Genomic DNA, 26,303 nt, shown 5'->3' on the forward strand with positions numbered 1-26,303 from the left:
GCTGGCCGCCCGCTGGGTGGTGGAGACGAACCCGGGCTTCGACAGCAGCCAGCTCGGCAGGATCGGCTTGCGCTTGTAGGTCGTGATGCCCGGCGACGGCAGGTCAGGCGAATCAACCGGCCGAAGCCGGGGTGTCTCCTCGCCCTCATCCTCGTCGTCGTCGACTTTGGCCGGCGGGACGGCAACAGCCTCTTCAGCCGATGCCGGGGCGAGCTCGGCGGGGCGTTTGGTGGTGATGTCGAAGACCTCGGCGTCAGGACGCTCAAGCTCCTCTGACTGGTCAGTGACGTGGATATCAGACACGGTGGGTCTGCTCCCTCTGTCGAGTGGGGCTGGAAGGGGCCCGGACGGCGCTTTCGTCGGCCGACCGTCCGGGCCCCGCTGAGCGAAGCCGTGCGGATCAGAGCCGGTTGGGCTCCAGGGCGAAGAACATGACGTTGGCGGTCGCCAGCTCGGGGTTCTCCCGGGCGATGTCGGCCTGGATGGCCTTGAACATGTCGTGGCGGGTCCATCCCGTAGGCGGGGTGAGGGTCCCGGATGCGGTCATGGCCATTCGGCCGGGGAGTTCCAGGGTCATGACCCAGTGGTGTGAGCCCTGCGGCGCGGGAGCGGTGCTGGTGGTCTGCTCGGTCTGCGTGGACACGGTGAATCTCCTGGACGTGGATGGTCAGGCGGCGCGCTGTTCTTCGGGGTAGGCGCAGGTCACGCACATGCCGAGGGAAGTCGGGATGCAGTAACCGGCGTCCGTACGGCACTGGGGACAGGTGCGGCGGGCTGCCATCGCTTTCGCGTGGGCGGCCCACTTCGCCGGGGTCATCGGCCGAACGGGCTTGGCCTGGTCGATGCGGTAGAGGTAGGCGACCAGGACGCCGGCCTTACGGCGGCGGGAGCGTCGCATCACCTGCGCGGCGACTGCCTGCCCGCCGGGGCGTAAGCCGCGGGCTCGGAGCTGGCGGCGGGTGGCGTAGCCGTCCGGGGCGAAGCGCCAGGGGAAGGTTGGTATCCCGTACTGGGCGCCGTTCGGGTCGTAGCACTTGCCGAATGTCGGAGACATCAGGCAGCCGCCTCATTCCGCGCGTCGCCTTCGGCGCGCTCGGCCTTGAGCGCGTCGCGGAGGGTGCGGCCGTTCGCGGACGACGTACGGACCGCCTTGCGGATCGCCTCAGCCGTCAGCTCGGCATCCGACCAGTCGGCCGTGACCGACCGCGCCTCGCTGAGCAGTTCGTCCGGCGTCCGAGTCGGTCGGGGCGTGCGGGCCGACTCGGGTACCCGACCGGTCGCCCGACGCGGACCTGACTCCACAGCGGCGACCGCCTTCACAGGAGCCGACTCAGTCGGCTCCACCGGCAACCCGAGACCCTCCAGGACGCGTTCACGGGCTGCCCGCCCGGGGTCAGCCGACTCAGCGTCAGTCGGCTCGACAACCGACTCTGAGTCGGCCGACTCCGCAGCCGGGAGTTCGGCCACCGAAGGGGCCGGTTCGGGGGTCGACTCGTGCAGGTCAGACCCCAACCGATTTGCGGTGGACTCCGATGTTTCATCCTGATCTGCGACTGGGGCTGATCGGTGGTGCAGCACCTTCGCGACCAGGTCCGAGCCGAAGAAGATGGACCCGACCGGCAGCGAGGTCGCCAGCAGTACCAGTCCCCAGTGGGCGGGTGCCCAGTCGGCCAGTCGCGCACGGCCCTGGCCGCCGTGCAGGGCGGGAACGAGCCCGTGCACGTAGTTGAGAACCAGGGAGGCAACCGTGTAACCGGCCAGCACCCGCAGCGCAAAATCCTTGTCCTTGCCCGTGAGCGTCAGAGTGGCGACCAGCGCGAGGGCCATGAGCCCATCGACCACGAACGGGTAGAGCAGCGCGGCCGTGCCATCGGCGCCGACCATGCGGGCCACGTCCCGCTGTGCGTTCCAGGAGACCCGGAAGGCCATCCCGACAACGCCGACCAGGGCGGCGACCAGGAGGGTTTTGGCCGTGCGGTTCATGCTGTCGCCCCCGTTCCGCGGTGCGTACCCGAACGGCCGGCGCGGCGGCCGTTGACCGTCGCGCACTCCCTGTCCGGGCCCAGTGCGGTCAGCCAGGGGAGATCGGTGCGCTTCGCCCGGTACATCTGCTCATCAGCAAGCCGCAGCAGCTGGGAGTGATCCGCCGCGTCCGTGTGCGGGTCGAAGGTGGCCGCGCCGATTGAGGCGCTGACGGTCAGGGTGTGGCCGTCGGCATAGACGGACTGTTCCAGCACGTCCGTCAGGCGGTTCAGCGTGTCGGCCAAATGCTCTGCGGTGTAGGCGGGAGTCACAGCGGCGAATTCGTCGCCCCCCAGACGCCCGACCACAGCGGAGTGGTCAACGGCCCACCGCAGCAGCCGCTGACCGGCAGCGCGGATCACCGCGTCCCCAGCCGCATGGCCGTAGGTGTCGTTGATCTCCTTGAACTTGTTGAGGTCGATGAGGCAGACCGCACGCGGCCGGAAGTACAACCGACGCTGGGCCTGCTCGGTGAATGCGTCGCGGGTCCACAGACCCGTCAGCGGGTCGCGGCGGGCAGCCTCGATCCGGCGCCGCAGCCGCAGGCTGTGCAGGGACCATCCGGCCGCGAGCGGAAGGGCCGCGGCAAGAGTTGTCATGGCCTGGCTCATGCCGCCACCTCGTCCCGGCGCGGCTGTCGACGACGGGCCTTGGAACCCGCGAGCGGCACGGTGTTGAACAGTTCCGGGGCGAACGCCTCGATCGCCTCTGCGACGACCCGACTGACCCGGTCGGGAAGGCCGGGGTTGTCAGCGAGGATGTCGCGGGCCGCGGCCTGACGGGCCGCACGCTCCATCTCGCTCTCGCCCTCGATGCCGAGCCACAGATCCACCGGTGTGCCGAGGGCGAGTTCAATGAAGTCGTCGGCAGTAACGGCCTGTTGGCCGCCAATGTACGAACGCATGGATGTCTCCTGATCTCAGGTGGGACAGGGAGAGGCCCGGCGGCAGGCGACCTTTGCTGGGGAGTCCCGGCGCCGGGCAGGCACGTGCTGAGCAAGCCGCGCCCACGAAGTTCGAGCTGCGGCGGCCGTTCATCTCTGACGAATGGCCATGGCCACCGCCGCCGCCCTTGCGGGCTGCGACGGGACCAAAACCACTGATACGTGCACGGTCTGCTTGCCAGGCGCCGCGCGATGGAGTTCTCAAGGAACGTCTGCGCTTCCTTAGAGCCCCTTTCGGAGCCCTCCGGGCGATGACTTCAGATTGACCCAGGTCAATCTGGCTGTCAAGAGAGGCAGTGCGGAAAAGTCGAAATTGACCTAGGACAGCTACGCTCGGAGGTATGGATTCGAGCCCCGACGCGCCCAAGCCGACAGCCAAGGAGATCGCCGCGAAGCTCCGCGAGCAGATCGCAAACAGCACCTACGGGCCCAACGCTCAACTCCCCGCCGCCCGCGCGCTGGCCAAGGAGTTCGGCGTCCAGCTCATGACGGTGCAGAGCGCCTACCGACAGCTCAGGGATGAAGGGTTGATCATTACCCAGCAGGGGCGCGGGTCTTTCGTGCGCGACCCTGCCGTGCCGCTCGGCACAGAGGCTGGCAGCAGCCCGACCTTCACGGCCCTGTCTTCCGAACTCAGCGTGATTCACGAGACGCTCCGCCAGCTTGGCGACCGACTCGAACGCCTGGAGCGGCTTGTCGAGAACGGGACTCCGCCTCAGTCGTGAGCGCGTCCGCGCGGCGCAGCAACGCTTCGGCTGTGGTGCGCGCCGCGTTCAGACTCGCCCTGATCAGCGCGAGTTCAGCGAGGGTGAGACCGCCGTGTTCGGTCCATCGATCATTGATCCGTGGCATGCCAATGAGCATGGAACCGGGAAACGCAGAGGACCCGGACACTGTGTCCGGGTCCTCTTTCCATGCAGGTCAGGCGGGTTGACGAACCATCACCGAGTGACATCCTCGACAGCGTCGAGCACTGCACCCCACGGCAGCCCACGTCCGGCGGCACCCTCGCGCGGCTCGTACAGCGGCCAGACCTCTTGCCCGTATACGAGCCGTACATCCGCCTCACGGAGGGTTTCGATGTGCCGCCGCCAAGCGGGGTGGTGTGCGTGCGCGGCATTGATACGCGGGAAGACGACGACCGGCAAGCCAAGGGTGCCGATCGCCTCGCCCACCTGCGTGAGGGCCTGATTATCAGCGATTCCCGTAGCCAGCTTGGCGACCGTGTTCGCACTTGCCGGGGCCACCACGAAACAGTCCACCGGGGGATGCGGCCGCCCTTCCCCCGGCAGCCGCGGTGTGTCCCTTACGGGCAGACGCGTCAGCTTCTCCAGTCTCTCGAACTCTCCGATGGCCCGAAGCCACACGCCCGCGGTCGGCGTCAACGTCACAGCGACCCGCCAGCCGAGTTCGAGGGCGGGTTCGACAAGCTCGGTCCGCAGGCTTTCCACTCCGCCGGCCCCCGTACCAACGACTCCAAGCACTCCGCGCGTCTTCGTACTCACAGACTCACTGCACCGCCTTGCATCGCTGCGCCATCACGAACACCTCGGACGAGCGAGCGCCGCCCGACACGGGCGACTGCTTGATGAGATCCCGCAACGTCTCCCGTACTCGGGGATTGTTCCGTACCAACTGCGGTGACTTGCTCTCAGCCGTACGAAGCTCGGTGAAGGCGTCGTCTCCCCGGCCCGCGAGGGTGAGCGCGCGGGCGTAGTCGATGCGGTGCGAAACGCCGCGCTCGGCAGGCATGTGGTCCACGTCGACCTTGCCGTTCTCGACGACGTACGACACGTTGTCCAGATCGAGTTCCGCCGAAAGCTTGTGCAGCACTACGTTCGTCGGCCCGAAGCTGGTCTGCCAGTGGTTTCCGTCCGAGCAGAGCCGGTTGGCCAGCGTCTCCGCGCGCCCCAGAAGGTTCGTCGCGGTCCCACGGTCTTGGTGGCGTGCCGCCGCGATCGCTGCACGCAGATAGACCATGCCGAGCAGACTCAACGCCTCGGGGTCGTCCTCGGCAATGCGAGTCTTCAGCCACGTCGCGGTGGTCTCCCCCAGCTCCATCGCGTCGTCGTACCGACCGTTGGCCAGCAGCGCGTGCGTGCCGGATCGAGCCGCCGAAGCGAGTACGAGGGGATCGCCGGACTCATCGGCCGCTCGCATCGCCCGCTCGGCGGCCAGCCACGAGATGTCCGACTCCCCCACCTTAGCCAGGGTCGTCGCGGCGAGGTGGTGAGCGCGGGCGGATACCGCCCAGCAGTCCCGGCGTTCCTCCGCCGACCGCGCCGCCCGATCCTCCAGCTCCTGTGCGGTCTGGAGTAACCCAGGAAGAGCGGCCACGACGTTTCCGAGCCGTCCGGCCTGGTAATCGTCCCAGCTCCGCTCGACCATCGGCCGCACCGGCCCTGGCATGGGGAGCTGCGTCTCAGCTTGCGGCCCGAAGAGCAGCCGGGAGAGCCGCCGCGGGCTCATGAGCGCGTCGCGCACGGCGGGTACGTCGTCCTGCTGCCTCTCGTCTTCCATGAGGTCGGGCTGCCCGATCAGGTCCCCGAGTGAGACTCGTAGCACTCGGGCCAGCTCGGCAAGCATGTCGATCCGGGGCGGCTGCCGCCGGCCGGTCTCGGCCTTGGCAAGCCAGTCGGTGCTACGGCCCACGAGCCCGGCCAGCACCTCTTGGGTGTAGCCCCGGCGCTTGCGGTAGAAGGCGATTCGTTCCCCGATGCTGAGGTGATCTCCAAGGCCACGCATGCGTACTGCCTCCTGCGAGTTGAAGCCGCCTTCACGTTACCCAGACGGCGATGGGGCGAGTAGATGACCTCGTGTCGTCACCGCTCAGTGAAGGGCTCGATAGGACGAGACCCGGACGGAGTGTCCCGGTCTGTGCGCTGCTTCTGTCGGCAGATGTCCCACCTGTCCGACTGTCCGGTTAACCCCCTTGAACTGGGCAAACGGGCCGGACAGGGTTGAGGGCGGCTGTCCGGGCTGTCCGGTCGCCGGCGAGAAGGGGGTAAGCCTTGATCCGCATTGCAGGTGACTTCGAGACCGGCGGCGCAACCGTTAGCGTCAGCAAGATCAAAGGCGGTCGCATCGAGCTGCATGTCGACTGCGGCAGGCCACAAGCACTCGGGGACAACACGACGCCCTGCTCACGAGCAGCCCCGTACGACCGAAACCACGCCTGCTGATGGATTCGACGTGCCGTCATGGCGCATTGTCCACGACCCGCCACGGAGTGACCGAAGTCACACAAGTACTTATTGATCATGACCATGACTCACCGCATGCTTAGCTCTCGATCTTGAAACCGAGAGGGAGTTAACGATGCAGGTCAACAGCAAGATTAAGGCCACTATCGCGGCCGGTGTCTTCGTCCTCGCCGCCGCCACTCCGGCGCTGGCCACGACGGTCAACGTCAGCGGCGGCACGTGGGCCTACGGCATCAGCAACGACAAGGTGTACTCGAACTACTACCACTACCAGTATTGCCACGGTTCGTCCGTAAAGGGCAAGTACTTCTCCTCGAGTGGCGACACTCAGGGGGGCTACACGTCCTACGCGTCGGCGGCAGAGGCAGCCTGGGGCAACGAGTCGTACTACCGCTCCAACTGCTAGTGAGCATATTCGCAGCTCCGGGCCTCCCGTAGCCGCGCCTGACTGCGGGGGGATCAAAGGCAACCAGATTCCCCCGCAACCGGGCACACCGACAGATCTCACAGCCTCACTAGATGCACTCCCCGAGTGCTCAGACCTAGGTAATCGATTGCTGCACCGAGGTATCAAGTTCGTCTACGCCGCCGTGTTGGCGTTCTCCGCAGTGGTGGCGTTTCTCTTCGTGCGCGGACTGGACGAGGACTGGGTCCTGGGCCACTCGGCTGTGATCTGGGTGCTCGACTCCGACGATTCGACAAGTGGTTCCCTGGTCGCGCGAGATGTCTCGTCGTTCGCCGCCGACCACAAGGTCACGGTGGCCCGTGAAGTGCCCGATCTAAGGGAACCCGACGGTCGTCGACATCTGTATCTCACCTCAGGCGCCCCGGGCACTGATCCGGCGTCATGGCTGAACGAGGGCTATCCGGCGTTCGGTCGTGACTACCAAACCGAGGTACATCCGCTCGGTGAGATCGGCCAGCGGGACCCGCGAGGCTTCTACTACGTGTTCGGGCCACCGGAGGCCGCCGACTCACTAGTGGCCGAGTTCGCCGGTCTCGGCCTGCGGGCGAGTGTCCACCACCCGCTCTCCTACAGCGAACTGGCGCCTTACTACTCGGACGGCGCCCTCATCTGGTCTTTCGGCGTGGTCGCTCTCGCCGCCCTGACCATGACCGGCGCGAGCGTGCTGCTCAACGCGAAGACATACGGGGTACTGCGCCTGCAGGGACGGTCCTTCGCCGACATTCTTCTCCGTGATCTGCGTCAGCTGGCAGCGTTCGGGGCGATCGCAGCCGGTGCGATAGCCGGTACGGTCCTGGTCCTCCTCAGCCTTTACAACGGTCTGGCCTGGCTGGGCCTTTTCGCGTCGGTGACTGCGGGCATCGCCGGCCTCCTCGTACTCCTGATCGTGGCTACCCACGCGGCCATGCTCGCCCTGACCTTCAAGACCGACGTCCTTCGTGCCCTCAAGGGCGAACTGCCCGCCCGAGCAGCATCTGTTTCCGCCTACCTGGTGCGTGTACCTGCCCTGCTGCTTGCCCTGAGTATCGCCACCGCTGCCGCCCTGGCCAGCCAGGACGTGCTCTCCCGCCAGGACAGCCGCGAGCTCTACGCCAAGGTGGGCGACACTGCCGCCATACGTCTCAATGGCAGCCTGGGCCCCGACGACATAGAGCAGATGGAAAAGCGTGTGGGGCGATGGCTGCGTCAAGCCGACGGGGCGGGCGAGACAATCATTGCCGGTCGCCGGGAACTCCAGAACGTCACCCGAGACTCGAACCTGCCCCAGGGTGAGATGCTCATCGTCAACGAGACCTTCCTCACCGAACAGACCTTCTTTGATCCCAAGGGACGCCGCTACACCCCCGCAGCGCGGGAGAGCAAATCTGCGGATACCCAACCAGTGCGCGTCATCGTGCCCGAGTCCCTCAGTCGGCATGCGTCGACCATCGCCGCGCGGATCCCAGGGATCCTGAGCCCGGCCGATCCGGAGCTCATCCGGCCGGACCAGGTGAAAACGCTCCCAGCGCGAAGTGGCCAGCGCATCTTCGGTTACAACCCCGGTGACCAAGTCCACACCGCCGCCCGCAACACCAAAGAGGACCGGTCCCTGGTAGACGATCCGGTTCTCGTCGTGGTCCCCAACGGATCAACATTCCTCACCGACAACGCCTACACCGCGTTCGCCACTCAGGGAGGGGTCGTCTTCCCCGACCCCGACGACATCCAGGCAGGCATCGAGAAGAACAAGCTGCAGACCTACGTGGTTGCCATCCGCCCCGTTGGCCAGAACGCCGCCCTGCAGACGCGTGACGCAGTCAACGATTTCCGGCTGCAGCTCTTCAACCTCGCGGTGGCCCTGACCGTGCTCATCATCACCGGCGTCGGCGTCTGCATCGTTTATGTGCGCAAGAACGCCCAGGCGATCTTCGTCAAACACATCAGCGGCTGGAGATTCGCGGCTAATCACCGTTCTGTTCTGGCCATCGAGGGGCTTCTTGCCCTTCTCCTGGCTGCCTGGACCCCCTTCCAAGCGTGGCAGCAGAACCAGGAGCTGGAAGAGCTCAAGGCCCTCGGCATCCCCGCGCCCAGCCCGCCCGTACAGATCACCACGCTGGATCTTGGCCTCACCGCCGGGCTTGTCGCCATCGAAATCGGTGCCGTGCTGATCGCGCTGGCAGCATTTCACCACCGCATCGTCAAGGAAGGGGCGACCGAAGGATGAGGCCCGCCCACGCGCTCGCGCACCCTTCCATTCAGCAGGGAGCAGCACCATGATCGATATTGAGAAGCTGTCGAAATCGTTTGGCCAACGGACCCTGTGGTCTGACGTCACCCTCACGGTCAGCGGCGGCGAGATGCTCGCCCTCGTCGGCCCCAGTGGATCAGGTAAGTCCACCCTCCTCAACTGCCTCGGTCTCCTCGAAACCCCAAGCAAGGGCGCGATCCGTTACGAAGGGAAGGACATCACCCAATTCGGCCGGCGCCAGGCCCGCGGGTTCCGCCGTGAGGTTCTCGGCTACCTCTTCCAGAACTACGCCCTGATTGACAACGCCACCGTCACCTCCAACCTGGAGGCCGTCGTCAAACCCCGGCGGTCGTCGAAGAACAATCCCCGTGCGACCATCGCCGAGGCACTCGACCGCGTCGGCCTCACGGGGCGAGAGAAGGAGAAGATCCACCTTCTCAGCGGCGGCGAACAGCAACGTGTGGCCCTTGCCCGGCTCATGGTCAAGCAGCCGGCACTCATACTCGCCGACGAACCGACCGGCGCCCTCGACCACACCAACACCATCATGGTCGTCGACATCCTGCGCGAGATGAGCGACGCCGGATGTGCCGTGGTCGTAGCTACCCACAACGACTACGTCCGCGACCGATGCGACGCCGTCTTCGCCGTAGATGCGCCTTCCCTGGTGATGGGCTCCCCATCACAGTCGACCTAGCTACTTGCCCCTGAAAAAGGGTTCGGGCTGGTGAGGGCCGGTCCTGAGCTACGGCCGCTGACACGGTCGGCCTGACCGGTACAAGCGGCTGTAACACTCAAAGGCAGTGTTACAGCCGGTCGGCTTGCCGACCCCGGTAGTCGCAGGCGCCTCCGGCGCCTTCCTCATTGCAGGTACCGCACCACTCCGCACCACCTCAGCACCACCTAAGACGGATACCTGCGGTCAACAGCGGTGAGAACTCGCAGCGTTCCTGACGCCCACTGGTCATCGTCAGTGCAGGTCAGGGCACAATGCCGCAACATCCTTCTCAGGATTCCCAAGCTCAGAGCGCGAGTTCGATTCTCGTCACCCGCTCCACGAGAAAGCCCCAGGCCAAGAGCCCGGGGCTTCTTTGTTGTCTGGACCAGGTCAGGGCTGTCGTGCCCGTTGCGTGCCCGATGCCTTGTCCCGCTCGGTTTGAACGAGCCGATCGAGCCCGGCCGCGACCTCCCGTTGCCGCCCGTGGTCGGAGTGCTGATAGATCAGCGCCGCCTTTTCCGTGGACTGGCCCGCCCGGACCATCGTGTCCTTGAGCTTGGCACCCGAGCGCGTCGCGAGGGTGTGCCCGGTGTGACGAAGATCGTAGAAGCGGAACTCCTCGGGCAGACCGGCGGCAGCCCTGGCCTTGCGCCACTTCCGCCCGAAGGTGGAACGCCGGAACGGCTTGCCCTTCTCCCCCACGAACAGCAGACCGTCGGGTGCCTTCTCGGCGTACCAGTCCAGGTGCCGGCGGAGGTCTCTCGCCATGAAGGCGGGCAGGACCATGAAGCGCCGACCCGCTTCCGACTTGGTGTCGCCCTCCACGCGGCGGCCGGTCGTCAGCTCCGGCTCAGCCTTGCGAACCCACACACCGGGGGTGTCCAGGTCGACGTCGGGTCGTCGCATGGTCGCCTGTTCCTCGGGGCGAGCCGGGCCGTAGGCGGCGAGGTAGACCATCAGCCGCCAGCGTGGCCCTACGGCGTCAGCGAGCGCGTCGACCTGGGCGACGGTGGCGACGGGCCTTTCGGGGGCCGATTCCTTACCCGCGCCCTGGATGCGGCAGGGGTTGCGGCGGATAGCTTCGTCATCGACCGCGGTCTGCAGGATGGCCTTCAGGAGCCGGTAGGACTTGGCGACGGTGGTCGCGCCGGTTGCCTTGCGCCGCTCGGCCCGCCAGGACCGGACGGCAGGCGGGCTGATCTCGTCGAGATCCAGGCCCCCGAAGGTGGGCAGGACGTGCAGCCGCAGCAAGCGCCGATACAGCTCATCCGTGGTCGCGGCCAGGTCGCGCTCGTCGACCCACTGCGTGGCGTACTTCTCGAAGTTGATCGCGCCCGCGTCCGGGTCGGTCCAGTCTCCGCGCCGAAGGGCGGTCTGCTGCTCTGCCAGCCAGTCGTCAGCGTCTCGGGCGGTCTCGAAGGTGTGCGGGGCGGGCCGGTCGATGCCGTCCGGGCCGAGATACCGAGCTTGGTACCGGCCAGAGTGAAGCTTGCGAACGCGCCCGAAGCGCCTTTTCTTTCCTGCCATCAAGACCCCGCGCACGGCGCGGGGTGCGCCGCTCTTCGGCGCGGCCCGCCGCCCTGTCTTCGCCAGCGGCGGGCCGCGCCAAGCGGCGCACTGCGTGCTCGGGGGGTGGGGTAGGAGACCCGCTGTGGCTGGGGCGGTCGGCTCCACGGCTTTAGGCAGCCACTTTGGGGCGAGCCTCTAAGATCATGGCCCCGATTCGGGCTATTGCGGGCAGGCTAGGTGCTGCCCGAATCGCGGCCAGCGTAAGGGGCCATGATCACTCGCCCCAAAGCAGCTCCAGCCCAAAGCCGCTACGCCGACCTCGTGGGCAGCTGCGGTTTCAGGGACGCCCGGCTACGCGGTCGATGGAATCCAGGGTCGGGGCTGGTCAAGCCGGACGTGCGACACACGCGCGCAAGCACCCGGATGGCGGCCTTCGGTCGGCGAGCCGCTGGGAACACCTCGGGAGGTCCACCGAGGAAAGGAGCGACCCCATGGCGAATAACGCCCACGTGCGCCACAGCGGTGACGGGGAGGCAATCTGGATGCTGAACGGTCTCTACGAGGTCAAGGCGTCGAGCGACGAGACCAATGGCGCGATGACCGTCATGGAGATGACCGTTCCGGTGGGTGGTGGCCCACCGCCCCACACTCATCCTGGGACCGAGAGCGTCTACGTCATCGAGGGGACGCTGCGCTATCACATCGGAGGCGAGACGGTCGAAGGCGGACCCGGGTCCTTCTTCCATATCCCTGAGGGCACATTGGAGCGGTTCGAGCCCACCAGCACGGTGCGGATGCTGATCACCTACACGCCGGGCGGTATCGATAAATTCTTCGCCGAGGTGGGGGAACCCGCCCAGCGACGGGAGCTGCCGCCCCAGTCGGACACGCCGCCTGACGTTGATCGCATCATCGAGATCGCCAAGCGGCACGGAGTTCAGATGCAGCCGATGCCTAACGCCTAGCCTGTCCCAGGCGGCGGAGGCGCAGCTACCAGCGGAACGCCGGAGAAGGCACGTGTGCCCCTGCGTGCCCGATGCGGCAGCGAGTGGCGGGGAACAACGGGGAACGTCAGCGAGCCTCCCAGAAACGCGTAGGTCAGCGTCTTGCCAGGTCAGGCCCCACCCGGTTACGCGATCTTCCAAACTGGTGCCACCGGCGGGGCACACCTCCCCAAAGGCGTGCCCGATCCGTGCCCGACAGGTCGGTAAGCCACGGACAACAGCGGGTGCCAGGGCGAGCCTTCGAGTTCCCCCTGGCACCCGTTGCGGCTGGTCAGGCCACCAACGGCCTTCAGAGACGCGGTGATTCCCAAGCTCAGAGCGCGAGTTCGATTCTCGTCACCCGCTCCACGCAAGAGCCCCAGGCCACCGGCCCGGGGCTTCTTTGTTGTCTGGACCAGGTCAGGCGTCTCGTCCCAGATCCCCACCGACGGCCCGTGATCAGTGCTGTCTTCGCGTGGGCGGTCCGTGCGAGATCAGCCAGCCTGCTCGCTCGGGACGGCTTGGCCAGGGCCGTGATCACTTGCCCAGGCGCCGACCGCGTGGGGTGGTGCCGGGCTTAGACCGTGTCCTACATGGTGAGTTGGTCGTTGGGTTTGCTATGGGGAGTGGTCGGTGGGGATGGATTGTTCCGGACGGTTTGTGGGAGCTCGCGGAGCCGTTGTTGCCGGCTGCGCGGGTGCGGCCGCAAGGGGGCGGAGTCGCGAACATCGATGACGAGGCGGTCTTCGCCGCGATCATCTATGTTCTGGTCAGCGGCTGTGCCTGGCGGGCGTTGCCTCCGTGCTTCGGGGCCTCGAAGTCGACCGTGCATCGCCGGTTCGTCATCTGGTCGCGGGCGGGAGTCTGGGGCCGGCTGCACCAGGAGGTTCTGCGGCTCCTGGACGAGCGGGGCCTGGTCGACCTGTCGCGCACGGTTCTCGACTCTGCCCATGTCCGCGCTAAAAAGGGGGCGAACTTGCAGGTCCGAGCCCCGTGGACCGGGGTAAGCCCGGTTCCAAGATGCACGTCCTGTCCGATGCGGACGGACTGCCCCTACGCGTCGGACTCTCCGCGGCCAACACCCACGACAGCCAGGCACTGAAGCCGATGCTGTCCCACTTCCACATGGGACACGAATCCCACGCAGCCGAATCCAAGCCCCAACGCCTGCACGCAGACAAGGCATACGACGTCCCTCACCTGCGGCGATGGTTATGGGGCAAGCACATTGGAGTCCGGATCGCCCGCAAGGGAGTCGAGTCCAGCGACCGGTTGGGGCGCCGCCGATGGGTCATCGAGCGGACCATGTCCTGGCTGACCGGGTACCGCAGACTCAACCACCGCTACGAGCAACACCCGGGCAATTATTTGGCATTTCTTGGGCTGGCAGCCGCCATCTGCTGTTACAAACGCTTCCGCAAACTCACCATGTAGGACACGGTCTAGGCTCGTCGGCTGTGAGCGATGCCGCGATTTCGGTTCTCGAGTGGTTGCAAGGGTGGTACTCCGACCAGTGTGACGGTGACTGGGAGCACGAGTGGGGCATCAAGATCGAGACTCTCGACAATCCGGGTCGGCTGGTCACCATTGATCTTGAGGGCACTCCGCTCGACGAGCGGGCGTATCCGGAGCAGGTCATCAAGCGCGGCCGGGACGACTGGGTGCACATTCGAGTCGTGGACCAGCGTCTCCGCGCCGCTTGCGGCCCGGGCAACCTGGCCGAGGCCCTGACGGCGTTCCGGGACTGGGCGGAGACTGCCTGACGGCCTGCGGCAGACCCGCTCCCCCTGCATCACGCGCGCGGCCCTACAGCCGGTGATAGGCGCTGCGAGCAGTCGGACGCCCACCTCATGGCGGCACCGTACGCGGGTGCGGCGTCGGCGGCTTTGTCGGTTGGGCGTAATTATCCGCTTCACGGCGATGGCAGGAAGTCGCGGCGCCCAGTCGCTGTAGCTGGCTCGCCATCCGGATCGTGGGTCAGCTTCGCGAAGTCGGTGGTCTTCGCTGCCGGATGGGCGGGGTCCGCGGGCTCGGCTGAGCCGTGTGTGCGGTCAGGGTGGGGCGGTGTTGTCACGAATCACACAGATCCTCTCCACGGTTCCCTTACATGCCGATAGATTCAACGATCCCCCACGCCAACCGTCCGTTGACCGTCCGAGGGACTTCCGCATGAGCCAGCAGTACCCGTATCCGCCGCAGCAGCCGTTCCAGCCGCCTCAGCCGCCTCAGCGGAGTTGGGCGGCGCGGAATCCGGCCGCCATGGTTCTCATCGTGCTCGGCGGTGTTGTGGGCGCCTTCGTCGTGTTCGTCGTCGTCATCGGCCTTGTCGTCGGCGGGAGCAGCAGCAGCGCCCGGAAGCCCTCCAATGCCGTGGCTGCCGAGACCCGCACGCCCGCGAAGAAGGCTGTCGAGAAGCCGGCCAAGAAGGCTGAGGAGAAGAACGGGGAGGAGACCGAGGCGAAGCCGAAGTCCGAGCCGGCACCTGTGAAGCTCAGTCAGGCCGAGCGGTTCAAGGCGTTCGTCGCGAAGAACGGTCTTCCGGGCGAGAAGGACGCGGTCGGGCACGTCACCAAGGTGCAGGGGGCTGACGAGCGGAACGACATCCTCGACACGGCTGAAGTCCACACCGACTTCAGTGGAGGCTTCATGAGCCCCGACCAGGGGAAGGCCAAGCTCATCGCCTCCGCCTTCGCCGACTGGAAGGATTCGAAGAACGGGCTCGTGAGCGTCCGTGGCAAGGACGGCGAGCTCATCGCCAACGGCCAGTACTGAAGCCGGCGGCAGCGGCCGCTTCACGTATCAGTGGGGGTGCCATGGACAAGCAGGACCCGTTGGCGTTCCGGTCCGTGTGGACCACTGATCGTGAGAAGTGGGAACTGCGCCCGGCCGCCTTCGGTTACCTGCCGGTCTTGAAAGGTGATCCGCCGATGGCTTAAGCGATCTCGCCACAACAGGGCGCAACACCTGGGCGGGGCTGCTCCGGCGTCGCCCTCGGGATCGACGAAGAAAGCCCCAGGCCGGCGGCCTGGGGCTTTCTTCGTGGGGATGTCTAGCCGCGGTCGAGGACCCGGCCGTACTGCAGAGCGCTCGTGGACGACGGGAGGCCCAGGGTGCTCGGGGTCAGTGCCCTGGAGCCGGTCGCCGTCGTGCCCTGGCCGGTGCCCCTGAGGATCCAGACGCCGCCCTTGGCCGAGTCCTCGCCGGGCGTGCCGGCCGCGAGGTCCGCGTAGCCGTCGGCGTCGTAGTCCTGGAGGCGGACCGAGCCGCCGAAGCGGTCGCTCCGCTCCGGGGTGCCCGGGACGCCGGACGTGCTCTGGGTGAAGCCGACGCTCATCGCCGTACCGGCGGCGGTCAGCAGGCCGGTGGCGGTGCCGCGCACGAGGACCACCGTGCCCGCGTTGGTCTGCGTGCCGATCGCCTCGTGCTCGGCGCCCACAGCGAGGTCCGTACGGCCGTCGCCGTCGATGTCACCGGCGGCCAGGGAGGTACCGAAACGGTCCTCCCACTCGGAGGTGCCGGCGATGCCCTGGGTGTCCTGGTGGATCTCGTGGGTGCGGGCGCCGAAGGCGGCGGACTTCTCCCCGTACGCGATGTGCACCGCGCCGCCCTTGACGCCCTGGGCCGTGCCCGTCGCGTAGTCCGCGCACACCGGTGCGTCGGCCTCCTTGTTCGGCGTGCAGTCGCCGAGCGCGAGGTCGTCCGTGCCGTCCCCGTCGAAGTCGCCGGCGGCGAGCGAGGACGTGGAGGCCGTGGTACGCCACACCCGCACCGGCGCGCCGTTCTGCCAGCTGTGGATCTCGGTGGACTTGCTCTCCATGGCGCTCAGGGAGACCGCCAGGTCGCCGTCGCCGTCACCGTCGAAGTCACCGGTGGTGAGGGCGCTGACGCCGCCGAAGTGCGCCACGGTGAAGGCAGGCGTCACCGTGTCCGGGGAAGCTGCGGTGAGCGGGCCCGGGCGCAGAACCGCGCCGCCGCGCTCCTCGCCGTTGCTGCTGAGGGCCAGGTCCGCGCGCCCGTCGCCGGTCACGTCCCCGGCGGCGAGTATCGCGCCCAGCCGGGAGGTGCCGCTCGAGCCCTGCGCGACCGTGTGACCACCGCCGCCGAAGCCCGTCGCCGAGCCGCGCAGCACGGTGACCGTGCCGTGCTCGGCGTACGCGTCCGAGGTGAGGGACTCGCTGGAGGCGCCCACGACGAGGTCGCTGTAGCGGTCGCCGTCCGCGTCCGTGGCGGTGACCGCCGAGCCGAAGAGGTCACCCGCCTCGGCCGTGCCCGGCACCCCGGCCGTGGCCTGGCTGATCCGTACGGAACCGTGCTTGCCCGGGCCCCCGCTTCCGCCCCACAGGACGTGTACGTATCCGGCCTTGGCCTTGTCGCCGACCTGCGCGGAGGGCACGCCCACCGCCAGGTCGGGGTAGCCGTCGCCGTTGAAGTCGGCCCGCGACGCGGCGGTGCCGGTGCTCGCGGCGGCGTCGGTGCTCCCGGCGGCCGAGGCGGTGGCGGGCGCGGTCACGCCCAGCAGGGTCGCCGCGCAGATTGCGGTGGCGGCGAGAATCTTGTTGCGCATGGTGGGACGGACTCCTCAGAAGTACGACGAAAGCGGCTTGAGCGGGGGTGGGTTCTCAGCGGGCGAAGAGCCGGTGCGTCAGCGGGCGAAGACGTCGGCGAACTTGCGGCCCTCGACGACCGGGTAGCCGAAGTCCGTCGCGTTGAAAGAGGTCGCGTCCGTCGCCGTCAGGCCCGAGGCCGTGCCGCGCAGCACCCACGCCGCCCCGTCGTCGTAACCGTTGGGCACGACGTCCTCGCCGAACGCGCCGACCGCCAGGTCCGCCTTGCCATTGCCGTTGACGTCACGCAGGCGCAGTGACGAGCCGAAGTGGTCGCCCGCCTCGGCGGCGCCCGGCACACCGCTCGTGGCCTGGTGCCACGACTGGGCACCGCTCGTGGACAGACCGCTCGCACTGCCCTTCAGGAACACCACGTTGCCGACGTTGCGGCGGTCGTTCACGTCCTCGTACGAGGCGCCGACCGCGACGTCCGCGTAGCCGTCGCCCGTGGCGTCGCCCACCGCGACGGCGGCGCCGAAGGAGTCGAACTCCTCACTCGTGCCGGGCACGCCGGCGCTGTTCTGGGTGTAGGTGGTGCCCGTGGCCGGAAGGCCCGCCGCCCTGCCGTACCGCACGGTGAACGAACCGCCCAGCCCGTGACCGGTGTTGCCGGTGACCAGGTCGTCGAATCCGTCGCCGTTGATGTCGCCCTGCGACACCGCCGGCGTCCAGGCGGCGCTGCCCGCGTCGGTGCCCTGGGCGAGAACCGAGTAGGTGGAGCCGATGTCGTCGGTACCGCCGCGCAGCATGCCCACATAGCTGGTGGTGGACGTGCCGCTGCGCCGGCCGTGCAGGACGTAGTCGCTGCTGCCGGTGCCGGAGAAGTCGCCGGCGACGATTCCGTGGAGGCGCACGTCGTCGGGGAGGAACTTCTCCTTCGGGGCGTGCGCGCCGTCCTGGGTGACGTTCCCCTCCTCGTACCACCAGAAGGAGTTGCCGCCGATGACGACGAGGTTGTCGGCGCCGTCGCCGTCGATGTCGGTGAAGGACACGCCCTCCCCGAAGAAGCCGGAGTAGGGGTCGTTGTCGGGCGCGGTCAGCGTCTGAGCGCCGGAGGTGAACGGCTTGGCCCCGCCCCAGACGATGGTGACCGACCCGGAGGGCTTGTCCGTGATCCGCTCGAAGGGTGCGCCGACGATGAGGTCGGCGTAACCGTCGCCGTTGACGTCGCCGCTGGTGACGTCGTCGCCGAACTTGTCCTCGGATTCCGAGGTCCCGGGGATGCCCGGCGAGTTCTGCGTGATGCTCACCGAGCGGGCGGGGCTGACGCCCGAGGCCGAGCCGAAGACGACGGTGACCGTGCCGCCGCTCGCCTTCGGCGTGCCTATGGCGAGGTCGCGGTAGCCGTCTCCGTTGAAGTCGTCCGGCAGCCCGGAGGGGGCCGCGACGGCGGCGGGCGCGCCCAGTCCGGCGACTGCGAGAACGGCGGCTGTGACGACGGCCAGGGTACGTACGCGCAAGGTGGTGCTCCTGTCTGTGGAACCGACGCCGGTTCGCAGCTTCGGTGTCCTTTGACACGCGTGGTGGACGAAGGGTTGTACGCGGCGGAAGACCAGGTGAACGGCCCCGGCGGGCGCGGCCTCCGGCGTTGGGCGCCACCTGTCTCGTACGCCCGGAAACTTCCCGGGGGGTGTGTGGTGAGGTGGCGGGCCGGGGGGCGGTCATGTCGTGCGCGGTGGGCCATCGGCGTGGTCAGGCCGTAGAAGGTGGGCCGCCGCTCGGTTCGGTCCTCATCAGGGCGCGGATTGGTCCTTGTCAGGTAGTGGGCGCCGATCGCAAAAGGGACGTACAGGCTCAGGAGCGCTCCGACACCACCGCCGGGAAACCTTCGCAGCAGCGTCACAAAGGCTGCGCACGACCTTCGGCAGGTGCCGCTAGCGTGAGCGCCGCTCGATCCCGCGTGCGAACTGGAACAGGTCGCGGCGTCCCTGGCGGCGCAGTCAGCAGAAAGATCGCAGATGGATTACTGCTCCTCGTGCCGCCGGCACCTCAACGGGGCCCTCGTGTGCCCCGGATGCGGTGCGTACGCTCCCGACATCGCCCCGCCCGACGACCTGTTCCCCGGGGCGTCCGTGGTGGCGCCCGCCGACGCGTCCGGCCAGGCCGGCCACCGCCCGGCCGAGGACGCGACGCCGGACACGTCGGCCACACGGGCATGGGCACCCGGGGCGTCCGGCCCGCAGTCGTCCAGCGGTCCGGTGGGGCAGCCCGCCACCGGGCGGGGCCGCGCAGCCCGGCGCAGGCAGCTGGCCCGCTGGAAGAAGCACCGGCGCCGGGCCGCGACGGCGACCGCCGTCGCGCTCTTCGGCGGCGGGCTGACCATGGCGGCGCTGTCGGTCGTGCGACCGTCCGCCGGACACACGCAGGCCGCCTCGTCGCCCGAACCGGTGACTGCCTCGACCACGCCGCAGGCAGCGGCGGGCGACTCGTCGTCCGAGCACCCGGAAACCCGGGGTTCGCGCGACCGCGCCACCCGCGCAGCGGACAAGGCCGGCAACCGGCAGACCGCTGCCGACTCTCGCACCGCTCCGAAGAACAGCAGCCAGGAGCGCACCACCAGTACGGACCGGGCCACCGTGCCCACGTCCACGGGCGCGGGCACGGAAACGCACCCCGCGCCCGCCGCCGCAGCTGAGCCGGCACCCGCTCCGGCGACGGGCGCGGGCCGCGACAGCAACGGCGGCAGCGGCAGCGGCAGCGGCAGCGGCGCACCCGACCAGACGCAGGTCCAGTCCCCGGCCCCGGCTCCCGCTCCCGCCCCCGGGACCAGCGAGCCGGCCACCGCCGAACGCCCCGGTCTCGTGGGCACGGTGGTGGGGCTCCTGCCGAGCACCTCGCCGGAGGAGCCGGCCTCGCCGGCGCACGTGTGCCTGATCGGCGTGTGCCTCGGCTGACCGCTGCTCGCGCACCCCAGCCGCGACACCTCGCCGCCGCGACCCCAAGGAGGCCGATCCCCGTGAGCACTGGCTACCAGGCCCGGTTGCACAGAATCGGCCGCTGGTGGGCGGTCGACATCCCGCAGGCCGCCGTCCACACGCAGTGCCGCACCCTCGACGAGGCCGAGACGCTGGCGCGCGACGCCATCGCCCGGGTGCACGGCGTCCGGCCGGACGCCGTCGACGTGGAGCTGGTGGTTCCCGAGTTCGCGTCCCTGCTGCACGGCGTACGGGAGGCCCGGACCCACCCGGCCGCTGGCAGTCGCGCCGGGCTGCGGGCCCTCGCCCACGCGGCACGGACCCTGGTCGACGACCTGCACGTCAGCCAGAACGACGCCGGCCGGCTGCTCGGCCTGTCCCACGAGGAGATCTCCCGCCTGGCCCCGCTGCGTGCGCCCGCCGCCTCGCGCCCGTGGCCGGCCCTCGGCCCTCTGTCCGCACCCGCCGCCCCGCTCACCGGCACCAGCAGCACCAGCAGCACCAGCAGCACAAGCACCAGCACCAGCACCAGCACCAGCACCAGCAGGGCAGGTGACAGCGGTACGACGCGCCCGCGACACCACCGGCCTCCCGTGCCCAGCCGCCCGTCGTGGGCGATCGTGGAGGACAGCGCCTGAATCGTGAGCCGGCACAGCGGACAGCCAGCACAGCGGGCACAGCGGACACGCCCGTGGCCGGGGCCGCCGAAGAGCGGTGGCCGCGTGGCGCGCCTACGGTGGTCGGAGAGAGCGCGACCGAACCGAACCGGCGCTCCGGAGGAGGCCACGATGGACGAGCACTTCGTCTGGGTGACGACGCGCCGCGTCAGGCCGGGCACCCTGGAGGACTTCGAGCGGGCCTGGCGCCCGAGCGCGCATCCGGACGGCATGCGCAGGGCTTTCGCGTACTGGTCGGAGGACGGGGAGGAGGTCACCGGGGTGTCGTTCTGGGAGTCCAGGCAGGCGTGTGATTCCTGGCGTACCTCCGATGCCGAGACGCAGCGGCGGGATGCGATGGCTCCGTACGTCGTCGAGGAGAGCGAGGGCTACTACCGGGGCGGTGAGCTGACGATTCCGTAGGACGTCTCCTGTCGGCGCCGGGACGCTGCGGATCCGTTCCTCGGGACGTGCGGCGTACTCGAAGTGTGGTGTTCGCCGCAGCAGTCGGGCTTGGACGCGGTGGCGGGGGAATCGTGCGGCGGCGCTCGTCGTGGTGCCGGCCGTGCGTACCTGGTGTCGCGGTTGGTGGTGCTGCTGTACGGGGTGGACCCTCAGTCGTCCCGCGGCGTAGACGTTTCCGCTGTGTCGGCTGCTTCGGCTGTATCCGTTGCGTCGGCTGCTGCGGCTGTATCCGTCGCGTCCGCTGCTTCGGTTGCTTCGGCCGCTCCCGTTGCTCCGGCTGTCGCACACGCGCGATCGCGTCCCGCGCCTCATGCGTGCAGTCGCAGACGCTGGCCGGGGTAGATGCGGTCCGGGCCCTCGTCGAGCTGGTGGCGGTTCATCTCGTACAGGGCCTGCGTGCCGCCCCGGACGTCGGCGCGGTCCGCGATGACGGAGAGGCAGTCACCGGGTTGTACGACGTAGGTCTGCGAGCCGATGGTTTCGTGGGAACCGCGCGAAGGCGCGGCGACGGCGGCCGGGGCCTGCGTCTGGCGCTGCGGTCGCACCTGCGGCTGGGCCTGGGGCTGCGGCTGCGCCTGGAGGCGGAACTGACGCTGCGGCTGCGCGGCGGTCGCGTCCGAACCACTGTTCCCGGCGACCGTCCCGCTGCTGCCGGTTCCGCTCGCACCGTGGCGCCGACCGCAGTTGGGCCAGGCGCCGAGACCCTGGCCCTGGGCGACGCGGGTGGCTACGGCGATCTGTTCGGAGCGGGTGGCGAGGTCGGCGCGCGGTGCGTAATGGTGACCGCCGTACGCGCGCCAGGTTGAGGGTGAGAACTGGAGCCCGCCGTAGTACCCGTTCCCCGTGTTGATGTTCCAGCGGCCGTTGCTCTCGCAGGCGGCGATGCTCTCCCAGTCGGGCCGGGCCGGCGCGGACTGCGGAAGGGCCGGCAGCGGGAGGGCCGTGTGCGGGACGCCCGACTGCGGGGCGGCCTGCGGGGCGACCGAACGGGGCGCGGCACTGGCGGTGCTCTGGCCCGCGAGGCCCAGGGCGCTCAGGAGTACCAGCAGCAGAGACATGACCGTCTGGACGGACCGCTTGGAAAAGGGGGAAGGCGACATCCGGGTTTCTCCTCCGCTGACTCCGGCAGCGCCGTGACGCGGTGGCGTCACGGCCGGTGGGCAAGCAACAGATAACCCGCCAGTACGCTTTTCCGTACGTACGCCGACGACGACCTGCCGCGCTTTCACCCGCTTGGAGGCCGGTCCCGGGGCCGCACCGTGGCGGGCGCGCGGAATCCGGGCAGGGATCGGAGCATGCCCATGCTCGTCGGAACCTCGGGATGGCAGTACAAGGACTGGCGCGGCGGTCTGTACCCGTCGGAGCAGCCCCAGCGGCTCTGGCTGGAGGAGTACGTCCGCCACTTCGCCACGGTCGAGAACAACAACGCCTTCTACCGGCTCCCCACCACCGAGACCTTCGCCTCCTGGCGGGAGCGGACCCCCGAGGGGTTCGTCATGGCGGTCAAGGCCAGCCGCTACCTGACGCACCTGAAGCGGCTGCGCGACCCGCAGGAGCCGGTGAGCCGGCTGATGGACCGTACCGTCGGTCTCGGCGACCGGATGGGGCCCGTACTCCTGCAACTGCCGCCCAACTTCCGTGCGGACACCGGGGCGTTGGACGCCTGCCTGCGGTGTTTCCCCGCCTCGGTCCGGGTGGCCGTCGAGCTGCGGCACACCTCGTGGTGGGAGGAGGAGCGGGAGCTGCGGGAGGTGCTGGAGCGGCACGGCAGCACCCTGTGCTGGGCGGATCGCGGCTCGCGCCCGGTGACGCCGCTCTGGCGGACCGCGTCGTGGGGGTACGTACGGTTCCACGGCGGCACCGCCGAGCCGCCGCCGCGCTACGGGCGCCAGGCGCTGAAGTCCTGGGCGCGGCGCGTGGCCGACGCCTGGACCGACGAGGACGACGTGTTCGTGTACTTCAACAACGATCCGGGCGGCGCGGCCGTCGTGGACGCCGCGCGGTTCGCGCGGGAGGCGGCCGCGCTGGGGCGGACGGTGAGCCGTACGCCCCTGTTGTAGAGAGGGGTCCGGGCCGCCCGGGGTGTGCGGACGTCATGGGTCGGGGGCGTCGTTTCCACGGGCATCCCATGACATTCGCCGGTGTTGGGGGCGGGAGGGCTCCGGGATCGTCGATGGCGACCCGGCTGATGTGCGGACCGGAAGACCTCATGGACAAGCGGTATGAGGTGTACTGCCTCGTCGACCCGTACTTCTACGACGCGCCCACGCACGACCGGGACGCGAGCGGCGGCTTCCGTGCCGCGCGCGGCCCGGTGCCGGACACGTGGACCCGTGCGGAGCTGGGCGACTGGGTGGTCTGCCGGCCCGACGGCGTGAAGATGCCGGCGCAGGGCTGGAAGATCCACGTGTCCGCGTGTCCCCCAGGCCCCGGCAGGGCCGTACCGCGGGACAATGGTGGGGACGGACGTGCCTTCCAACGCGGAGAGGCGGGATCTCCGGTGCCGTACACAGCTGTGACCGCCCTGAGCCATGCCGGACTGATTCGCGAGCACAACGAGGACAGCCTCGTCGCCGGGCCGTGGACGCTGTGCGGCACCGTGACCGAGAATCCCCAGACGCTCGTCTTCCCCCTCGGCACACCGCTCGTCGTCGCCGTCGCCGACGGGCTCGGCGGGCAGCCCGCCGGTGAGGTGGCCAGTTCGCTGGTCGTACGGCAACTCTCCGCGCTGGGCACGGCCATGGACGGCGAAGAGGCCGTCCGTGAGGCCCTGGCGGTGTGCAACCGGGTGGTGTACTCCGCCGCCGACGGCGATCCGGACCTGGTCACCATGGGCACCACGGTCGCGGGCGTCGTCGTCCTGGCGGATTCGGTGCTGGTCTTCAACGTGGGCGACAGCAAGGTGTTCGACGCGGCCCCGCACGGGTTCAGGCAGGTGAGCGTCGATGACAGCCCCCTGCCGCCGCCCGGGCGCCGCACCACGTCGGCCGTCACCCAGACGCTCGGCGGAAGCCCCGTCTTCAGCCCCGTCACGCCCCACGTGACCAGCCGCGCGCTGGCGGCGGGCGACCGCTACCTCGTGTGCACGGACGGGCTGACCGACCCGTGCCCGGACGAGGAGATCGCCGGGGTCCTGGGCGAGCACGACGGCGCCCGGGCCGCCTTCGAGCTGTGGAAGGGGGCCATCGAGGCGGGCGGCCCCGACAACATCACGTTCGCGACGGTGCGCGTCGGCGGGTGACGGACCGGCCTCCGGCCCGCCGCGACCGCCGTCCGGCCCGTTCTCCCGCTCACGAGCCCGGCCCGCCGCCCCTCAGCCGGCGCAGTACGTGTCGCGCGCCGGACGCTCCCCCGTCGTGAGGAACCCGCTGACCTCCCGGTCGCCGCACGCGTTGCCGTTGGCCAGGTAGACGCCGTGGCCGCCGCGCTCCACCGTGACGAGGCGGGCCCGGTCACCGAGGGCCCGGCGCATCTCCAGCGCGCCGGAGTACGGGGTGGCGGCGTCGCGCAGGCTCTGGATCATCAGGATGTTGGAGGGGCCCCGGTCGGTGATCCGGGTGGGCTTGTCCACCGGCGCGTCCTTCCAGAAGGAGCACGGGGTGACGTTCACCGGCATCCCGGCCGTGAGCGGATACCGCGCCCGGTCGGCGGCGACGGCCCGTTCGTACGACGCCGGGGCGGGCCGCGGCCACCGCACGTCGTTGCAGATCACCCCGACCGTCACCGCCGCGTCCTCGTCCGACATCGCCGTCGCGATGTCCGGGGTCAGGACGACCCGCGCGTCGGGGTCCATCGCCTGCTTGAGGAGAGTGGCCAGCTGCGGGTACGCGTCGGCGCTGGTCAGCGCGTTCTGCAGGGCCTGCCGCAGCCGGTTGCCCGTCAGCGGCGTACCCGGCCGGTCCGACGCCCGGGGCTCCCGGTCCAGTTTCGCCGCCAGTGCGAGCACCAGCGGGCGTACGTCCTGCGGTCTGTGCGCCAGCCGCAGCCCGGGCTCCCGCGCCGGGTCCGCGGCCCAGGCCGCGAAGTCCGGGAAGGCGAGGTCGACCCCCGGGGACATGTTCGCCAGCCAGCCCCGTGCGACCCGGGCCGGGTCCGGGTCCCCGCTGCTGTCCAGCACCCAGCGGTCGGTGTGCCGCGGGTACTTCTGGGCGTACACGGCCCCCACGTACGTCCCGTACGAAACGGCCCAGGCCGACAGCTTCTCCTCGCCCAGAGCCTGCCGGAAGCGGTCGATGTCCCGTACCTCGTTCGCCGTCGTGAAACTGCGCAGTGCGTCGCCGCCGTTGCGGTCGCACGCGTCGGCGACGCGGCGCGCGCGGGTGAGGTTCTCAGCGGTCTCGCCGTTCGGGCCCGGCCAGGGGCGGAGTGTCACCATGTGGCGGTCGTCCGCGTCCAGGCCGCAGTTCGCCCGGGTGCTCATGCCGACGCCGCGCGGGTCGAAGGCGACGATGTCGTACGCGCCCTTCGTCGCCTCCCGCAGCGCCGCCCCCTTCTGCGTCAGCCGCCGCACCCCCGAACCGCCCGGTCCGCCGGGGATCATCAGCAGCGTCCCGCGCCGCGCCTGCGGCCGGTCGCCGCGCAGGCGGGTCACAGCGAGGGTGAGCTGCCGGCCGTCGGGGTCGCGGTAGTCGAGCGGTACGGGCAGGTGGGCGCACTCCTGACCGGTGGGCCCGCCCTCACGGGCGCAGGGTTCCCAGACGAGGGCGGGCGCTCCGGGGGAGGCGGCGGCAGCCGTGGCCGGAACCGCGGTCAGGGTGGACGCGACGGCCGCGGCCGAGAGTGCGAGGAGGAGCGTTCTGGTGGCCCTGCTGGAGCAAGTCGTCATGTGACAAGGGTGGTTGAGCGGACGGACGGTGCCCATGCGGCAGGCAGGACACCGGTGGTGGGGACAGCCCCCGCGAGACCCACCCGGCCCGCCACCCCCGCCCACGCACCCGTCCGGAAGCCGGCGGCACACCGGACGGCGGTCCGTCTACGGTTCTACGGCGCCACGCACGCCACACCCGCATCAGCCGCATCGCCCGCACGCCCCGCGCATCCGCAGGAGAGACCACATGCCCACCCCGACCTCCCCCACCACCGCCCCCATGCCGCCCGCCACCGGGGCGAGGGCGGCCCGGGTCGTCACCGACGCGCTGCAGCCGCGCAATGTCCTGCTCGCGGGCATGCTCGGCGTCGGGCTCGCCGCCGCCGGTGACTGGAACGGGCTGCCGTAGGGCCTGCTGGGCGCGGTGTGCGCGGGCATCGTCCCCGCCGGGTGCATCGAGTGGGAGGCCGTCGTCGACCTGCTCGCCGTCGTGCACTCCCGCTGGTGGCCGCTCGCCTACGCGGTGACCGCCGCCGTCTGCTGGTCCCGTGTCGCGCTGCGCTACCACACCACCGCGCAGACGGCGGCCGGAGCGGCCCTGGGCGCGGCCACGTCGGCCGCCTTCCTGTTCGCCTGACCGGCCGGGGGTCGGGCGCTCGGGAACCGGCCCGGGTCGGGCGCTCGCAGATCACACCGGGCGAGTACCGGCCGAGAGCGGGAGGCGGCCGGTCATCGGCATGAGGGCGGTCAGCAGGGCGCCGGACCGGCGCAGCGTCGCCGTAAGA

General features: G+C 69.6%; 25 protein-coding genes and 3 pseudogenes. 15 read left to right on the forward strand and 13 right to left on the reverse strand.

Features of this window, described 5'->3' with window-relative positions; genetic code table 11:
* From AC07FK_RS21485 to AC07FK_RS21510, 6 genes and pseudogenes are all read right to left on the reverse strand, one after another.
* Window positions 1-303 (reverse strand): annotated as a pseudogene (locus tag AC07FK_RS21485) (cell division protein FtsK); the annotation flags it as partial.
* A gap of 97 nt (window positions 304-400) precedes the next feature.
* Window positions 401-643, reverse strand: a complete 243-nt coding sequence (locus tag AC07FK_RS21490; protein WP_479106528.1) for a hypothetical protein — start codon at window positions 641-643, stop codon at window positions 401-403.
* 24 nt (window positions 644-667) lie between these two features.
* Window positions 668-1,054: an RRQRL motif-containing zinc-binding protein gene (locus AC07FK_RS21495; RefSeq protein ID WP_479106529.1), complete on the reverse strand. Its 387-nt coding sequence runs from the start codon at window positions 1,052-1,054 to the stop codon at window positions 668-670.
* Window positions 1,054-1,983 (reverse strand): DUF2637 domain-containing protein, encoded by a 930-nt coding sequence (locus tag AC07FK_RS21500; protein ID WP_479106530.1) that lies wholly within the window; start codon window positions 1,981-1,983, stop codon window positions 1,054-1,056. Before AC07FK_RS21500 ends, AC07FK_RS21495 begins: the two co-directional genes overlap by 1 nt.
* Complete coding sequence (locus AC07FK_RS21505) at window positions 1,980-2,621, reverse strand: GGDEF domain-containing protein (RefSeq protein ID WP_479106531.1); 642 nt, start codon at window positions 2,619-2,621, stop codon at window positions 1,980-1,982. The genes AC07FK_RS21500 and AC07FK_RS21505 overlap by 4 nt, the downstream gene beginning before the upstream one ends.
* 8 nt (window positions 2,622-2,629) lie before the next feature.
* Window positions 2,630-2,926, reverse strand: coding sequence for a hypothetical protein (locus AC07FK_RS21510; protein WP_479106532.1), 297 nt, complete (start codon window positions 2,924-2,926; stop codon window positions 2,630-2,632).
* 380 nt (window positions 2,927-3,306) lie between these two features.
* Between AC07FK_RS21510 and AC07FK_RS21515 the strand changes: the two genes are divergently transcribed.
* A complete protein-coding gene (locus AC07FK_RS21515) occupies window positions 3,307-3,690 on the forward strand; it encodes a GntR family transcriptional regulator (protein WP_479106533.1) in 384 nt (127 codons plus the stop codon).
* A 216-nt stretch (window positions 3,691-3,906) separates the two neighbouring features.
* On the opposite strand, the gene AC07FK_RS21520 is transcribed toward AC07FK_RS21515, so the two are convergent.
* Both AC07FK_RS21520 and AC07FK_RS21525 read right to left on the reverse strand, forming a co-directional pair.
* A complete protein-coding gene (locus AC07FK_RS21520; protein ID WP_479106534.1) occupies window positions 3,907-4,470 on the reverse strand; it encodes a flavoprotein in 564 nt (187 codons plus the stop codon).
* Between the two features lie 4 nt (window positions 4,471-4,474).
* Complete coding sequence (locus AC07FK_RS21525) at window positions 4,475-5,710, reverse strand: helix-turn-helix domain-containing protein (RefSeq protein WP_479106535.1); 1,236 nt, start codon at window positions 5,708-5,710, stop codon at window positions 4,475-4,477.
* Window positions 5,711-6,283: 573 nt separating this feature from the next.
* Between AC07FK_RS21525 and AC07FK_RS21530 the strand changes: the two genes are divergently transcribed.
* The 3 genes from AC07FK_RS21530 (at window position 6,284) to AC07FK_RS21540 (ending at window position 9,558) form a co-directional block, all read left to right on the forward strand.
* On the forward strand, window positions 6,284-6,574 hold the full coding sequence (locus AC07FK_RS21530) for a lactococcin 972 family bacteriocin (protein ID WP_479106536.1): 291 nt from the start codon (window positions 6,284-6,286) through the stop codon (window positions 6,572-6,574).
* A gap of 187 nt (window positions 6,575-6,761) precedes the next feature.
* Window positions 6,762-8,837 (forward strand): hypothetical protein, encoded by a 2,076-nt coding sequence (locus AC07FK_RS21535; RefSeq protein WP_479106537.1) that lies wholly within the window; start codon window positions 6,762-6,764, stop codon window positions 8,835-8,837.
* 49 nt (window positions 8,838-8,886) lie between these two features.
* Window positions 8,887-9,558: an ATP-binding cassette domain-containing protein gene (locus AC07FK_RS21540; protein WP_479106538.1), complete on the forward strand. Its 672-nt coding sequence runs from the start codon at window positions 8,887-8,889 to the stop codon at window positions 9,556-9,558.
* Window positions 9,559-9,969: 411 nt separating this feature from the next.
* On the opposite strand, the gene AC07FK_RS21545 is transcribed toward AC07FK_RS21540, so the two are convergent.
* Window positions 9,970-11,106, reverse strand: coding sequence for a site-specific integrase (locus AC07FK_RS21545; RefSeq protein WP_479106539.1), 1,137 nt, complete (start codon window positions 11,104-11,106; stop codon window positions 9,970-9,972).
* A gap of 473 nt (window positions 11,107-11,579) precedes the next feature.
* On the opposite strand from AC07FK_RS21545, the gene AC07FK_RS21550 reads away from it, so the two are divergent.
* From AC07FK_RS21550 to AC07FK_RS21565, 4 genes are all read left to right on the forward strand, one after another.
* Window positions 11,580-12,053, forward strand: a complete 474-nt coding sequence (locus AC07FK_RS21550) for a cupin domain-containing protein (RefSeq protein ID WP_479106540.1) — start codon at window positions 11,580-11,582, stop codon at window positions 12,051-12,053.
* A 637-nt stretch (window positions 12,054-12,690) separates the two neighbouring features.
* A protein-coding gene (locus tag AC07FK_RS21555; protein ID WP_479106541.1) for an IS5 family transposase occupies window positions 12,691-13,505 on the forward strand; the annotation gives its coding sequence in 2 pieces (ribosomal slippage) (window positions 12,691-13,033 and window positions 13,033-13,505; 816 coding nt in all).
* Window positions 13,506-13,528: 23 nt separating this feature from the next.
* Window positions 13,529-13,834: an immunity 53 family protein gene (locus AC07FK_RS21560; protein WP_479106542.1), complete on the forward strand. Its 306-nt coding sequence runs from the start codon at window positions 13,529-13,531 to the stop codon at window positions 13,832-13,834.
* Between the two features lie 406 nt (window positions 13,835-14,240).
* On the forward strand, window positions 14,241-14,843 hold the full coding sequence (locus tag AC07FK_RS21565) for a hypothetical protein (RefSeq protein ID WP_479106543.1): 603 nt from the start codon (window positions 14,241-14,243) through the stop codon (window positions 14,841-14,843).
* A 277-nt stretch (window positions 14,844-15,120) separates the two neighbouring features.
* Here the strand turns inward: AC07FK_RS21565 and AC07FK_RS21570 are convergent, their stop codons facing one another.
* Together AC07FK_RS21570 and AC07FK_RS21575 are read right to left on the reverse strand one after the other, a co-directional pair.
* Window positions 15,121-16,635, reverse strand: a complete 1,515-nt coding sequence (locus tag AC07FK_RS21570; protein ID WP_479106544.1) for an FG-GAP repeat protein — start codon at window positions 16,633-16,635, stop codon at window positions 15,121-15,123.
* Window positions 16,636-16,713: 78 nt separating this feature from the next.
* On the reverse strand, window positions 16,714-18,135 hold the full coding sequence (locus tag AC07FK_RS21575) for an FG-GAP-like repeat-containing protein (RefSeq protein WP_479106545.1): 1,422 nt from the start codon (window positions 18,133-18,135) through the stop codon (window positions 16,714-16,716).
* 498 nt (window positions 18,136-18,633) lie between these two features.
* Between AC07FK_RS21575 and AC07FK_RS21580 the strand changes: the two genes are divergently transcribed.
* From AC07FK_RS21580 to AC07FK_RS21590, 3 genes are all read left to right on the forward strand, one after another.
* Window positions 18,634-19,569 (forward strand): SCO2400 family protein, encoded by a 936-nt coding sequence (locus AC07FK_RS21580; RefSeq protein WP_479106546.1) that lies wholly within the window; start codon window positions 18,634-18,636, stop codon window positions 19,567-19,569.
* 62 nt (window positions 19,570-19,631) lie between these two features.
* A complete protein-coding gene (locus AC07FK_RS21585) occupies window positions 19,632-20,228 on the forward strand; it encodes a hypothetical protein (RefSeq protein WP_479106547.1) in 597 nt (198 codons plus the stop codon).
* Window positions 20,229-20,378: 150 nt separating this feature from the next.
* Complete coding sequence (locus tag AC07FK_RS21590) at window positions 20,379-20,669, forward strand: antibiotic biosynthesis monooxygenase (protein ID WP_479106548.1); 291 nt, start codon at window positions 20,379-20,381, stop codon at window positions 20,667-20,669.
* Window positions 20,670-21,019: 350 nt separating this feature from the next.
* Here AC07FK_RS21590 and AC07FK_RS21595 read toward each other — a convergent pair whose 3' ends face one another.
* Complete coding sequence (locus AC07FK_RS21595; protein WP_479106549.1) at window positions 21,020-21,811, reverse strand: transglycosylase family protein; 792 nt, start codon at window positions 21,809-21,811, stop codon at window positions 21,020-21,022.
* A 195-nt stretch (window positions 21,812-22,006) separates the two neighbouring features.
* Here AC07FK_RS21595 and AC07FK_RS21600 point away from each other — a divergent pair, with 195 nt between their 5' ends.
* The 3 genes and pseudogenes from AC07FK_RS21600 to AC07FK_RS21610 all read left to right on the forward strand — a co-directional run bounded on the left by AC07FK_RS21600 (window position 22,007) and on the right by AC07FK_RS21610 (window position 23,952).
* Window positions 22,007-22,771: a DUF72 domain-containing protein gene (locus tag AC07FK_RS21600; protein ID WP_479106550.1), complete on the forward strand. Its 765-nt coding sequence runs from the start codon at window positions 22,007-22,009 to the stop codon at window positions 22,769-22,771.
* 149 nt (window positions 22,772-22,920) lie between these two features.
* Window positions 22,921-23,121, forward strand: a pseudogene (locus AC07FK_RS21605) (class III lanthionine synthetase LanKC N-terminal domain-containing protein); the annotation flags it as partial.
* Window positions 23,122-23,211: 90 nt separating this feature from the next.
* Entirely contained in the window at window positions 23,212-23,952 is a 741-nt protein-coding gene (locus AC07FK_RS21610; RefSeq protein WP_479106787.1) for a PP2C family protein-serine/threonine phosphatase, read from the forward strand.
* A gap of 72 nt (window positions 23,953-24,024) precedes the next feature.
* On the opposite strand, the gene AC07FK_RS21615 is transcribed toward AC07FK_RS21610, so the two are convergent.
* Complete coding sequence (locus AC07FK_RS21615; protein ID WP_479106551.1) at window positions 24,025-25,536, reverse strand: alpha/beta hydrolase; 1,512 nt, start codon at window positions 25,534-25,536, stop codon at window positions 24,025-24,027.
* 229 nt (window positions 25,537-25,765) lie between these two features.
* Here AC07FK_RS21615 and AC07FK_RS21620 point away from each other — a divergent pair.
* Window positions 25,766-26,155, forward strand: a pseudogene (locus tag AC07FK_RS21620) (hypothetical protein).
* Window positions 26,156-26,303 lie beyond the last annotated feature (148 nt).

This window comes from Streptomyces sp. NPDC046122 (assembly GCF_056429965.1).